Below are 12,386 nucleotides of genomic sequence, written 5' to 3' on the forward strand. Positions count from 1 at the left end.
GTTCCCTTCTATATTAAATAAGGAGTATTCAGATGCCCTACCCGTTATCTTCAGCCGTTCAGCCCGGCGATCCAACCCTCGCCGATCAGTATAATCAGTTGCGCAGCGACGCCCTTCGCCTCGGCGCGTCCGAAAGCGAAGCCGTCCCCCTCGCCGGGCTTCTCCGGGCGTACCGTTCGCCGCTCCGGTTCTCAATTCGCGGGACAACGCTTCAGCTCGAAGCTTCCGAAAACGATCCATGCGCGCTCCTCATCAACGGCTTCGCGCTCGAAACGAAAGCGCCGCTGACGCTGACCCCAACGGGGTTCCCTGCCGGAGAACGGATCGCCGTCTGTGCGCTGCGTTCCGCCGGATCCCCCTCGTTCACGCTGACCGCGAAAAAAGCGAACGAACCGATCGGCGTGGACGAACGGAAACTCGCCGAACTGACGCTGACCCCGGAAAGCACGATCGAATCCTTCCGCCTGACCGACGCTGACAGCGTCGCCGATCCGGACGGCGCCGGCGAAGGCTGCACCGCGCGTTGTGACGGGCGCTTAACGCTCGTCAGCGGCAATCCCTGCCCCGCGTTCGACGTCCCGTCGGCCGATACGCTCTGCTGGACCCCGTATCAAGGCAACGAAATCGCCCTTCTCCGCCCGAATCAGGGGTGGCGGACCTACCGGTTCGACGAGCTGCGTCTGCCGCTGAGCGGGATGGACGCGACCGCCTGCCAGGATATTTTCGTTGGGAAGGGCGCCGCCGGCGTCGAGCTGCGCTCGGTTCCCTGGTCGTCGTTGACGAACCGGGCGCAGCCGCTTGCCCGGCGGGACGGCGTCCTTGTTCTCGAAGCCGATCCGGGCCTCCGTTACGTGGGAACGATCGCGCTGAGCGGAGCCGGGAAAACCCGCGACACGCTCAGCGAACGCAATATCTGGAATCTCTATGGACAGGAATTCCGACCGCTCCGGAAATCAGCCGCAGCCGCACAGCTGGGTCCCGCCGCCGTCAGCCGTTGGTCTCCCTACGTCCGCGACAAAAATGCCGTTGTCAGCGCAGTGATCGGCCTGAGTCAGGGCGATTTTTCTCTGACCGCGGTCGGCTCGCTCCATGCCGTCAGCGCGGGAAGCTACGCCGTTCTCGGGATCGCGATCGACGCCGACCTTGACGATCCCGACCTGATCCTGAACAGCGCCGACCTGGCCGCGCATGCGGCTGCCCCCGGTCCGCTCCATGCGCTGATTTCCAGCCGCGGAACGACGCGCCACCTCGGGAAACACGTTTACGCCATGATCAGTTATTCATCCGGCCCCGGACAAATCTTCAACGGCAGCTTCCTGGCGCAGGATCAAATCGGCCTCTGCGGCGGATTTTACGGGTAAACCGGCTCCGGTCCGGACCGCTGCCGATAATAAAACGCCAACGGTCGAAAAAACCGGAATGCCAATTCAAGTATAATCGTCACATGCTTAACACGTTGATTCTTCTGGTCGGCGACCTTTTCGTCGTCGTTTTTCAGGGCTTTTATATGGGCGTCGGCATTCGTCAATCTGCCGGCGTCCAAAATATTCTGGGCATGACCGTTCCAACCCTGGCCGTCTGGCTCGTGCTCAGTCTCCCTTTAGGCGTCTACCGCGACATTCCGAACCATGAGGAACGCGCCGCCGTCGTTCCCAAAACCGACGCGAATCGGAAAGGCTTCGCCGCGCTTCGCCGGAACCTGCGAAACCTGGGCCAGCTGCTGAAAAAGTCGATCGAATCCGAACGTCTTCTCTCGTTAGCTGCGGTCTGGCTGGGGACCTCCGCCTTTGCCGTCCTGTATCAGACATGGTATTGGAACGCAGTTCTGAAAGTCGGGATCCCCTTTTCGATCCGATTCGCAATTTATTTTGCAGTTTTCGGCGGGAACCTGCTGATCCTCTGGCGTGCCGGCTGGACGCTTTTTATCGCGGTCCGCGTTTTCGCGCGAAAATTCGTCCCCATCCGCGTCGCCTGCTACCTGATAACGTTGGGAATCGTCCTGTTCCAGCTTCCCGCAATCCTACTGACCGTTCGTTACAACGACCGGCGCTTCACGCTCGAAAACGTCGAAACGGTCCCCGGCCGGACCGCGATCGTCTTCGGGGCTGGCGTTTACCTGAACGGGAAACCTTCCGGCGTCCTGAGCGACCGCGTTAAAACCGCCGCCGCGCTGTATCAGGACAGAAAAATCGATACGATCCTGCTGAGCGGGGATAATTCCGCCGAAAGCCGACGCGAAGTCGACGTCATGGCCGAGCTCAGCGCCGAACTCGGCGTCCCCGAGAAGGCGCTTCTCCGCGATAATCTCGGCTTCAGCACGATCGAAACCTGCCGGAACGCCGTCGAAACCTTCAAGCTGCATGAAGCGGCGCTGATCACTCAGGATTTTCATACGACCCGCGCGCTGTATAACTGCGATCAGTTCGGATTGAACGCGATTTCGGTCGCTGCCGACCGCGCCTCCTATAATATCTTTGGATGGGCGATGTGGACGCTGCGGGACTGGAGCGGGCTGACGCTGAGCTGGCTTTATTTCAGGGGTCGGTAAATCCTTCGGATTAGATTATACTAATTACAGCCTGGTAATTTTTATTCTTTCTTTAACCTCACAGCCCTCCAACTATGCTAAAATTAATCCGACGGTTCAAGGGAATGAATCGTCGAATCGTTCCGATCAGAGCAATGAATTGAGGATTTTTATGAAAAAATATATATGCCCCGCGTGCCAGTACATTTATGATCCGTCCGTTGGCGATCCCGACAGCGGAATCGAACCCGGAACCGCGTTTGAAGACATCCCGGACGATTGGGTATGCCCGATCTGCGGCCTTGGCAAAGCTGATTTCGAGCTCTACGAAGAATAAAGGTCTTTTATTGGCTGAACGCGATCGGGCGCGGACAGGAACCGCGCCTGATCGTACGTCGTCCCGAACCGGATTCCGGGAGAATCCGTTCGGAAAAATCAAAAAAAGGGAGATTAGAAAATGGAACTCAAAGGTTCGAAAACTGAAAAAAATTTAATGGCGGCGTTCGCCGGCGAATCGCAGGCGACAAATAAGTATGCCTTCTACGCTTCCGCGGCGAAAAAAGAAGGCTATGAGCAGGTCGCCGCAATCTTCACCGAAACCTCCGGCAATGAGCGGGAACATGCCAAACTCTGGTTCAAATATTTGCATAACGGCAAAGTCCCGTCCACCAGCGTCAACCTGCTGGATGCCGCCGCCGGCGAAAATTATGAGTGGACCGACATGTACAAATCGTTCGCCCAAACCGCCCGCGAAGAAGGATTCATGGAAATCGCAGCCAGGTTCGAGCTCGTCGGAAAGATCGAAGCGGCTCACGAAAAACGCTATCGAAAATTAGCCGCCAACCTCGACGACGGCAAGGTTTTCGACCGGGACGAGGAAGTCGTCTGGATTTGCCGCAACTGCGGTCATCTTCATCTTGGGAAGAAAGCCCCGGAAATCTGCCCCACCTGCGCGCATCCGAAAGCTTTCTTCGAAATCGCCGCCGATAATTACTGAAACCGCTTGAGTTCTCATTAAAGAGACGGGAACGGGCTGCCCTTTATCGAAAAGACAGCCCGTTTTTTTATTCAACCGCGCAAATCTTATTTTCTCTTCCGACCGCCCGGTTCAGTCAAAGCTGTCCCGCGCGGACAGCCTCGTCAAGCTCCGCGCGAACCTCCGCCGGAATCACGAACTCAGGCGCGCCCATCGAACCCGGCCCGACATCATACTTACCGAAAACAATCACCAGCTCGCCGAGATCGTTAAAATAGTAACCGTTATTCTCCCGAACAGCCGCCAGAACGACGTCCCAATCCAGCGGTTCGTCCGGTTCCGTCAGCCCGTCGATCCAGAAAACCTGATTTTCGTCCGCCGCCATGCGCAGGCGCATCTGCCGCAGGATTTCGTCACGCAAAATCGCCGCCGCGCTTCCCGGGATGAAATAACCGTCGAGCTCGATCAGCGCACGCGTCCGCCGGTCAAAGTTGAAAAACGACGTCGTATAATAAGACGACCCCGCCGCCGAATAATACGTCAGCGCCAACGTCAGCGTCGAACCGCCCCCGTCCGAAACCCGGAAATCATAGCCAACCTGATAATGCGGCGCGTCTTCGACCGTGTAATCCGATAAAATCGCCCGCGCGTCGTTCGCGAATTCGTCAATAACCGTGTACGCGGCCGAGCGGAACCGCTCGTTAAGGTCCGCCTCCCGCGCCGCGTCGGCCAGCCCGCGGATTTCCGGGACGCGGACAAACGCCTCGTAAAATCCGATCCGATTTCGATATTCGATCGATTGGATAAAATGAACCCCGTCCGGATCGCCGGATTTTTCGGAATCGCCCGCCGCGAAAGCCGCGTTTTCGAGCCGTTCGCCCGATCCCGTCGAAAAAGCGTCATGCGAACCCGGGGCCTCCTGAATCGTCGCTTCCGCCGTATCGCTCGGACCCGGCGCGGGATCCTGCCACACTGACTCGACGCTCCCGTCCGGGGCAAAATACGAGCCGGGCCAGGCCTCCGTCGGAGACTGCGCCCGAACCGCCCCCGCCGCCAGCGCCGCGGCGCAGAAAACTATAGCGATCGTCTTTTTCATCAGGGATTTCCATCCTTTCCACTTCTTCCTGAAGTCGGACGCCGGGACGGATCCGCTCCGGCATCCAACTTTACCCTGCTTACTGATTGAAAATCGTTTTATCCATCTCGGTCAGAACGCCCATCGGAATCGTAAACTCCGGCGTACCCATGACCCCCGGCGCAACTTCGTATTTATTGAACGCAACGACCAGTTCGCCAAACTCATTAATATAGTAACCGTAGTTATTCCCGACATTCGCAAGAAGATCGTCCCAGTTCAGCTCCATCTCGCCGTTTTCTCCCGCGTTCTCGTCGATCCAGTAAATCGTTTCCGGATCCCGATCCATCTCGGCGCGCATCTGCCGCAGGATTTCGTCGCGCAAAATTGACGCGGCCGCGCTCCCGGGGATAAAATAATCGTCCATGAGGATCAGCTCGCGCGTCTGCCGGTTGAAATTGAAGTACAGGTTCGAACGATAAGAAGAGCCGCCCGCTGAAAAGTACGACAGCGCCAGCGTCACGACTGACTCGTTAGACGTCACGATATCGAAATCATAGCTGAGATAATAGTGCGGCACGTCTTCAACCGCATATTCGTCCAGAACCGCTCGGCCTTCGCGCTCGAACTCGTCCATCGCGCTGTACACGATACTTCGGATAAAATCGTTCAGGCTCGCCTGCTGATCCGGGTCCGCCATCCCGCGGATCTCGGGGATCTGCATCTCCGCCTGATAATTCCCGATCGAATAACTGTATTCGATCGATTTGATAAAATGAATCCCGTTCGGATCGCCAAACTTTTCGAGACCGCTGTAATCGTCCGTCATGTCCAGCATCGAGGACGGATTTTCGATCCGCTCCGCGGTATCCTCGGTATAGCCCTCGTACGCCCCAACCGCCTCGCCTTGAACCGGCGTTCCCGCCGGATCATCGTCGCAGTCCGTCACCCGCAGCCCATCCTGATAATAGTAGCCGCATTCATAATCCCGATTCGCCGGCGCCATGCCCTGCGCCTGGACCGCCGCGGCCGCCGCAAAAATCGCGCCGCTCAAAAGAAGTAAAACTGTTTTTTTCATGTTTTTTTCCTTTCCGATCCCGTTTATCGAAAACGGGACCATTCACATCCTTAAAGACGACGCCGGAACAAAAAAGTTCCGGCTCTGAAAAAAATTCTCACCTGCAGTCCGGCGTTTTCAGCTCGCCAGCGCGATCATCGCCATCGTACAGATCACAAGATGCGTCTTGAAATCCTCAATAATCAGGTGTTCGTCGGAATTATGAATCCGCGTCGATTCCCGATTCGGGAACTCCGGCCCAAACGCGACAAAATTCCCGCCGAACTTCTTCGCGTACGTTCCGCCGCCAATCGCGAAGGGCTCCGCTTTCGAATCGCCGCTGACCGCCCGATAAACGTCCATGAGCCGGCTGACGACGACGCTGTCCTTCGGGACGTAATGAGGCTCGGCGCAGGAGACTACCTTGTATGAAAGCCCGTACCGCTTCGCCATCGTATCGTACCTTGTCTTCATCGTCTCAAGCTTCAGCGAAACCGGATAACGGATATCGACGCAGAGCGTCCGCTCGGCCGCGTCCCAGCGGATCATTCCTAAATTCAGCGTCAGCCGCCCCGATTCTTCGTCGGAGGCGGCGAGCCCAAGCGTTTCGCCGCCCGTTTCCCGCCCGATCTCGCGAGCGATAAAGCGGAGCGTCGGGTCGTCCTCCGAGCCAAAATAGCGCGTCAGGATCTTCGCTGCGCTGACGATCGCGTTAACGCCGATCTCCGGCGTCGATCCATGCGCCGCCAATCCTTTGACCAGGAGACGAACGTTTCCATCGGGATCCGTCGTCGCTTCGGCGCCGTATCCGTCCGTATCGTCCGGAACGATCGACGCCAAAAGGCTCGCCGCGTCGACGCGCTTCCCGTCGAGCGTCACGATCGCTTCCGCGGGGACCGCGTTCAACGCCTCCCCGCCGCTGAACGAGAGAATCGGCGAATCGGCGGCCGGGAACGAAAGCTCCGTCCAGAGATTCCCTTTTTCCGCGAAAATCAGCGGGTATTCAGCGTCCGGCGTAAACCCCATCGTCGGCAGCGGCCGATGCTGAACGTAGTATGCCATGCAGCCGGATCCCTGTTCCTCGTTCGTCCCAACGATCAGCTGGATCTTCTTTTTCAACGGCAGTCCCAGATCGCGGATAATTTTCAATCCATAAAACGCGCCGACCGACGGACCCTTGTCGTCGGTGACGCCGCGGCCATAAAGCCGCCCGTCGCGTTCAACGAGCGTAAACGGATCGCTTGTCCAGCCCTTCCCGGCGGGAACGATATCCAGATGCGCCAGGACGGCGATCGCCTCAGCGCCGTCGCCATAGCTGACCGTTCCGGCGTAATGATCAACGTTGTCGACCGCGAACCCGTCCACCGCCGCACGCTCCAGAAACGCGTTCAGCGCCCGCGCCGGCTCCCTTCCGAACGGGAAGCCCGGCTCCGTCTTCCCCCGCTCGCTGTTAATCGCGACCTGCGTCGCTAAATCCTTTACGAAATCCGGCCAATACGCCTCGACGCTGGCGCGAACCTGTTCAGTTAATTTCACTAAATTTTCCATGTCCGAAAAATCCTTTGCTTAGACGAAGATAACTTGATTATAGTCGATTTCGCCGAACGGGAACCGCCTTCTCTCCGGCGCTTCCTTCCGCAATTTGGTAAAATAGACGCATGATCCCAATCTTCAAAAGATTCGCGAAGGCCCTCCCGTCCGCGGCGCTGAACGCGCTTCTCTACGGGACGGAAGTCCGCTTCAATCCGCGCCTTCTCTTTCGAACCGCCGCGGTAAAATCCGCCCCGCCTCAGGGCCGGCGGCTCCTCGTCGACGTCACCCATCAGGTCCGCAACACGCAAAAAAGCGGGATCCCGCGCGTCGTCGCCGGAATCGCGCTGGCGTTTCTCAAGCTGAGCGCGGAAGGAGAAATTTCGACCGCGGTCGAATTCGTCCGGCTGATCAACGGGACGCTTTTCAGCGCGAAACGCTACGAGGAGCGCCTCCGGGAACTGCCGCCCGGGACGCTCGGCCGGGACGCCGAAATCCGAATCAGCTCGGGCGACGATATCCTCATGATCGGCGCGAACTTCGACCGGTTCGACCAGCTCATTCCCTGTTTCGAGCGCGTCCGCGCCGCCGGCGGAACGACCGCCTCCGTGATCAACGACCTGATGCCGTTTGAAAATCCGGACTGGTTCCCGGAAGATTTTCTCGCCGTTTTTACCCGGACGATCCCCGAACTCATACAATGGTCGGATATTGTCTTCTGTGTCTCGGAAACGACGCGCGCCGAAACGGAGCGCTGGATCCGCCGGAATCTGCCCGCGCGTCTGAACGGCGTCCGGCTGGCCGTCTTCGATCAGGGAGCCAACGTGGGGAAGAACGATGATTCCGACGCGGGGGAACTTCGCCCTGAGCTCGAAGCGTTCCTGACCGGAGCCGCGAACCGCTTCCCGATCTTCACGCAAGTCAGTCTCCTCCAGCCGCGCAAAGGACAGGATTTCGCGCTCGACGTCTTTGAAACCCGCTGGGCGCAGGGCCGCGAGGAGCGGCTCGTCTACGTCGGACGGAAAGGCTGGAAAGCCGACGCGCTTTACGAGAGAATCCGGAATCATCCGGAACGCGGCCGCCGTTTCCTTTTCGTCGAAAACGCGAGCGAATTCGAACTGGCGCGAATTTACGACCGCTCGGTCGCGCTGATCTCGCCGTCGCGCGGCGAAGGCTACGGCCTTCCCGTCGTTGAAGGCGCGCTGCGCGGAAAGCCGGTCATCCTGAGCGACTTACCCGTTTACCGCGAAATCGCCGGAGAAGCCGGGTTCTTCTTCCCGCTCGACGACCCCGCCGCTTTTAACCGCCAGATTGACGCAGTATTAGCGATCGATCCGGAAGAACGGCTCCGCCGCGCGCGTTCGATCCGAATCGGGACCTGGCGGCAGGGCGCGCTCGATATCCTGAACGCGTTCGCGAACGCGGAAACGAAAACGCGGAAGGAAAAACCATGACCGCTTCCATCGCCGAAATAACCGAACCGGTCGCGCTGATTTCCGGGCCGCGCCTCCGCGAAAATTACCGGAAGCTCCGCGAGCTCGCCGGGACGGATGTCCTCGCCGTCGTCAAGGCAAACGCCTACGGTCATGGCGCGATCGAAGTCAGCCGCTGTTTAGCGGAGATCGGCTGCCCCTTTTTCGCCGTCGCCCGCTTCTCGGAGGCGGTCGAGCTGCGGCATGCCGGGATCGAAACGCCGATCCTCGTCCTCGGGCGGATCGCCGCCGAAGAAGCGCCGTACGCCGCCCGTCTCAGGCTGCATGTCACCCTCTTTTCCGCAGAGCAGGCGCGTCAATACGCGAGCGCGCTCCGCAGCGCGAAACGTACTCTCAAAGTCCATATCAAAATTGACACGGGCATGGGCCGCCTCGGCCAATTTCCCGTCGACGCGCCAGACTTTATCCGCTCCCTCGGCGCCTTTTCCAGGCTCGAAATCGCCGGTATCTATTCGCATCTCGCGACCGCCGACAACGCCGACCGCAGCGCCGCCGAACGGCAAACCGCCGATTTTCAGGCGCTCATCCAAACGCTCGAAAGTACCGGCGACCGTCCCCCGCTCGTTCATGTCGCAAACTCCGCGGCGATCCTGACCCTCGATCAGGCGCGCGCGTTCGACCTGGTCCGTGCCGGGATCGCGCTTTACGGCCTGGAACCTTCGCCGGACTGCCCCCTGCCCGCCGGAATCGAACCCGTTTTATCGCTGAGGACCCGGGTCATCTCCATACGGACGTTTCCGCCCGGGAGCGCGATCGGATACGGCGGACGCTACGTCGTTGGGACTGCGCCCGAAAAAATCGCCGTGATCGCGGTCGGTTACGCCGATGGGTTCCGACGGGTCGCCGGGAACGCGGTCCTGATCGGCGGGCGAAAACTCCCGATCGTCGGAACGGTCTGCATGGATCAATGCATGGTCCGCGTTCCGGACGAGCTCCCGGTTAAGGAAGGCGACGAAGCCGTCCTGATCGGGCGGCAGCGCGGCGCATCGATCAGCGCCGACGACCTCGCGCGCCTGTGGGGAACGATAAATTACGAGGTTACTTCCGGACTGTCGGCGCGCGTCCAAAGGGTCGTCGCATGAACCCGACCGGCGAGAGACGAATCGAATCCCTGTCGAGATGGAGACTGCCGCCGGAAATGCCGTTCGCCGTCATGCGCGAGCTGCAAGACTTTTCGCGCATTCAGCAACGCCTCCTCTTCAATCGGGATATCCTGTCGGCTTTCGATGCGCATGCGTTCCTGCTGCCCAGGCCGTTCCACTCGCCGTTCGAGCTGAAAACAATGCGAACCGCGGTTGAAACGATCCTTGAAACGATCGACGCTGACGGGAAAATCGTCGTTTACGGCGATTACGACGTCGACGGCGTGACCGCGTCCTCTCTCCTCGTCCAGGCGCTCCGGGCGCTGGGCGCGGACGCCTCCGGCTATATTCCGAACCGCTTCGAAGAAGGCTACGGAGTCAACCCCGCCGCCATCGAGCAGCTCGCCAAAAGCGGGACCGCGCTGACGGTTACGGTTGACTGCGGAATTCGCTCGCCCGAAGAAGTCGAACTGGCGAAGTCGCTGGGAATGAAAATGATCGTCACGGATCATCATGAGCCCGGTCCCGTCCTCCCAGACGCATCCGCCGTCATTAACCCCAAGCGTCCGGACGACGCTTATCCGGATAAAGACCTCGCCGGCGTCGGGCTGTCGTATAAGCTCGCCGCCGCGCTGTTGTCGGCGCGTCCCGTTCCCGGCGTCCGCGCTGAAGACTGGCTCGATTTCGTCGCGATCGGAACGATCTGCGACATGGTTCCGCTGCGTGGAGAGAACCGGGATCTGGCCCGCGCCGGACTCGAATTGCTGCGGAAGTCGTCCCGCCCCTGTATCGTCGCGTTAGCGCAGGTCAGCGGCGTCGAAGTCCCCAAAATCGATTCGCAATCGATCGGTTTCAGCTTCGGACCGCGCCTGAACGCGGCTGGACGCCTCGAAACCGCGATGCTTTCGTTTAATTTGATGATGTCCGCCGATAAGGACGAGGCGCTCCGTTTCGCCGAAGAGCTTAACGTTATCAACCGCCAGCGGCAGGCCATGACCGAAGAAATCCAGCAGTCCGTCCTCGCCGGAATCGACGAAAACGCGGTCCCGCCGATCGTCTTCGCCGCGGACGAGTCGTACAATATGGGCGTCGTCGGCTTAGGCGCATCCCGGATCACTGAAAAACTCAACCGCCCGGCTATCGTCGGCGCCATCAGCGGCGGCGAAATCCGGGCGTCCTGCCGCTCGATCGCCGACTTCAGTATCATCGACGCGCTCGACAGCTGCGCCGGGCTGTTCGTCCGCCACGGCGGTCATCCTATGGCGGCCGGGTTCACGATTTCAACGGCAAACTGGGACGCGCTCCGGGAACGGCTGACGCTGTACGCCGAAGAGCGCCTCAGCGGGAAAGACCTTCGGCCTGTGAAAGACGTCGAAGCCGAGCTGAAAACCGCATACTGCAACGAAGAAACCGTCGCGCAGATCCGCGCGCTCGAACCGTTCGGGACCGGGAACCGCGAACCGCTCTTCCTCCTCCGCGCTGTCCGCGTCAAATCCGCGCAGCTCGTCGGCAAAGATAAAACGCACCTGCGGCTCGAGGTCGCAGACGGAAACGACCGCGCGCTGCAGGCGATCGCCTTCCGGCAGGGTCCGCGAATTCCTCCCGTCGGCGCGCTGCTGGACCTCCTCTTCGGGCTCGATATCAACGAGTTTCAGGGAAAGCGCTCGATCCAGCTCCGCGTCGTCGACTTCCGCACGGCGGAGGAACGAGCCGCCAAATCGGACGTTCCGTAAAGATGGCGAAAGTAACAGGGGTATGGGATAAATGTCATGTATTTTTCGTTCAAAATTGAGCCATATCATATTAAAGCATATGACATTCATACTCATCGTTCAACACGCTCGGTTCCCTTTATGGCACAAATGGATACGACTCTTTCATTCTTCGAATTGTTTTAATTTGAATGTAATCGTTTAAAGGTGATGTCCTTCATATAGGAAAATTCATCCAAGCGATTATACTGCTATTAAACAGGCAGATTATTTGTTTGTTTATTGAACGAAGGAGATACTATTATGAAAAAATTCTCATTGATTATTTCAATGATTGTTATTTTAATAATTTCAAACGCCGCTTTGGCGCAGGAAGAAGACGCGACAGAAGCGATCATTAATCTGACAATAGATCAAGAAGGCCGATATATCGGAGATGATGGATATGAATACATTCTTGTCGGAGCAGGTTTTGTAGATGAGTCAGATTTTATAGATGCGGCAGATTTCGAAATGCAGGCGTCTGAATGCTCACATGTAGGGTATCAATCATGCGCTATGAAAAATGCCTATCAACATGGTGATCCTGGTTCAGCATGTGTCTGTCGAAATTGGAATGGAACAACATTAGAGGCAAAAATAAAATTGACAAGTCCAGAGAATCAATTTGCGCAAGCGTGCCACCTTGTCAACGGAGATCAGAACACCAATAATTACGTATGCACAAGTTCGATTGCTCCAGCCAAACGGTGGACTACTACGCCTCATTTTGGTTACAACCTGACTCCGGGCTACCATGTTGCCGGTTTTAAATTCTTCGTAAGAGGAAATCGTATTAACTAATTTCGGCAGAAGTTTTTTGATCAATGCATGATCAGATAAAAAATCGATCCGCCTGTCGTTTTTAAGAAATAAAGCAAGGAGTTTCAATGAA

11 protein-coding genes are annotated in these 12,386 nt (G+C 58.1%); 8 read left to right on the plus strand and 3 right to left on the minus strand.

The annotated features are described in order from the left end of the window. The first annotated feature begins 32 nt into the window (after nt 1–32). The 4 genes from BEQ56_11600 to BEQ56_11615 all read left to right on the plus strand — a co-directional run bounded on the left by BEQ56_11600 (nt 33) and on the right by BEQ56_11615 (nt 3,524). Nucleotides 33–1,361, plus strand: a complete 1,329-nt coding sequence (locus BEQ56_11600; GenBank protein ID AOH44060.1) for a hypothetical protein — start codon at nt 33–35, stop codon at nt 1,359–1,361. 83 nt (nt 1,362–1,444) lie between these two features. After that, a complete protein-coding gene (locus BEQ56_11605) occupies nt 1,445–2,548 on the plus strand; it encodes a hypothetical protein (protein AOH44061.1) in 1,104 nt (367 codons plus the stop codon). Nucleotides 2,549–2,699: 151 nt separating this feature from the next. Continuing rightward, complete coding sequence (locus tag BEQ56_11610) at nt 2,700–2,864, plus strand: rubredoxin (GenBank protein AOH44062.1); 165 nt, start codon at nt 2,700–2,702, stop codon at nt 2,862–2,864. A gap of 120 nt (nt 2,865–2,984) precedes the next feature. Further along, complete coding sequence (locus BEQ56_11615) at nt 2,985–3,524, plus strand: rubrerythrin (protein ID AOH44063.1); 540 nt, start codon at nt 2,985–2,987, stop codon at nt 3,522–3,524. 115 nt (nt 3,525–3,639) lie between these two features. Here the strand turns inward: BEQ56_11615 and BEQ56_11620 are convergent, their stop codons facing one another. The 3 genes from BEQ56_11620 to BEQ56_11630 all read right to left on the minus strand — a co-directional run bounded on the left by BEQ56_11620 (nt 3,640) and on the right by BEQ56_11630 (nt 7,183). Next, entirely contained in the window at nt 3,640–4,599 is a 960-nt protein-coding gene (locus tag BEQ56_11620; GenBank protein AOH44064.1) for a hypothetical protein, read from the minus strand. A 79-nt stretch (nt 4,600–4,678) separates the two neighbouring features. Beyond that, nucleotides 4,679–5,656: a hypothetical protein gene (locus BEQ56_11625; GenBank protein ID AOH44065.1), complete on the minus strand. Its 978-nt coding sequence runs from the start codon at nt 5,654–5,656 to the stop codon at nt 4,679–4,681. Between the two features lie 117 nt (nt 5,657–5,773). Beyond that, a complete protein-coding gene (locus tag BEQ56_11630; protein ID AOH44066.1) occupies nt 5,774–7,183 on the minus strand; it encodes a hypothetical protein in 1,410 nt (469 codons plus the stop codon). Between the two features lie 110 nt (nt 7,184–7,293). Here BEQ56_11630 and BEQ56_11635 point away from each other — a divergent pair, with 110 nt between their 5' ends. The 4 genes from BEQ56_11635 (at nt 7,294) to BEQ56_11650 (ending at nt 12,295) form a co-directional block, all read left to right on the plus strand. Beyond that, nucleotides 7,294–8,619, plus strand: a complete 1,326-nt coding sequence (locus tag BEQ56_11635) for a hypothetical protein (protein ID AOH44067.1) — start codon at nt 7,294–7,296, stop codon at nt 8,617–8,619. After that, entirely contained in the window at nt 8,616–9,740 is a 1,125-nt protein-coding gene (locus BEQ56_11640; GenBank protein AOH44068.1) for an alanine racemase, read from the plus strand. Before BEQ56_11635 ends, BEQ56_11640 begins: the two co-directional genes overlap by 4 nt. After that, the gene (locus BEQ56_11645) at nt 9,737–11,473 is read left to right on the plus strand and encodes a single-stranded-DNA-specific exonuclease RecJ (protein ID AOH44069.1); all 1,737 of its coding nucleotides are present in this window, start codon (nt 9,737–9,739) and stop codon (nt 11,471–11,473) included. The genes BEQ56_11640 and BEQ56_11645 overlap by 4 nt, the downstream gene beginning before the upstream one ends. Nucleotides 11,474–11,755: 282 nt before the next feature. After that, nucleotides 11,756–12,295: a hypothetical protein gene (locus BEQ56_11650; protein ID AOH44070.1), complete on the plus strand. Its 540-nt coding sequence runs from the start codon at nt 11,756–11,758 to the stop codon at nt 12,293–12,295. Nucleotides 12,296–12,386 lie beyond the last annotated feature (91 nt).

The organism is Anaerolineaceae bacterium oral taxon 439, from assembly GCA_001717545.1.
Taxonomy (GTDB): Bacteria; Chloroflexota; Anaerolineae; order Anaerolineales; family Anaerolineaceae; genus Flexilinea.

Coding starts and splice junctions, on each gene's coding strand:
- BEQ56_11600 (AOH44060.1), top strand. CDS start 33: ATGCCCTACCCGTTATCTTCAGCCGTTCAGCCCGGCGATCCAACCCTC.
- BEQ56_11605 (AOH44061.1), top strand. CDS start 1,445: ATGCTTAACACGTTGATTCTTCTGGTCGGCGACCTTTTCGTCGTCGTT.
- BEQ56_11610 (AOH44062.1), top strand. CDS start 2,700: ATGAAAAAATATATATGCCCCGCGTGCCAGTACATTTATGATCCGTCC.
- BEQ56_11615 (AOH44063.1), top strand. CDS start 2,985: ATGGAACTCAAAGGTTCGAAAACTGAAAAAAATTTAATGGCGGCGTTC.
- BEQ56_11620 (AOH44064.1), bottom strand. CDS start 4,599: ATGAAAAAGACGATCGCTATAGTTTTCTGCGCCGCGGCGCTGGCGGCG.
- BEQ56_11625 (AOH44065.1), bottom strand. CDS start 5,656: ATGAAAAAAACAGTTTTACTTCTTTTGAGCGGCGCGATTTTTGCGGCG.
- BEQ56_11630 (AOH44066.1), bottom strand. CDS start 7,183: ATGGAAAATTTAGTGAAATTAACTGAACAGGTTCGCGCCAGCGTCGAG.
- BEQ56_11635 (AOH44067.1), top strand. CDS start 7,294: ATGATCCCAATCTTCAAAAGATTCGCGAAGGCCCTCCCGTCCGCGGCG.
- BEQ56_11640 (AOH44068.1), top strand. CDS start 8,616: ATGACCGCTTCCATCGCCGAAATAACCGAACCGGTCGCGCTGATTTCC.
- BEQ56_11645 (AOH44069.1), top strand. CDS start 9,737: ATGAACCCGACCGGCGAGAGACGAATCGAATCCCTGTCGAGATGGAGA.
- BEQ56_11650 (AOH44070.1), top strand. CDS start 11,756: ATGAAAAAATTCTCATTGATTATTTCAATGATTGTTATTTTAATAATT.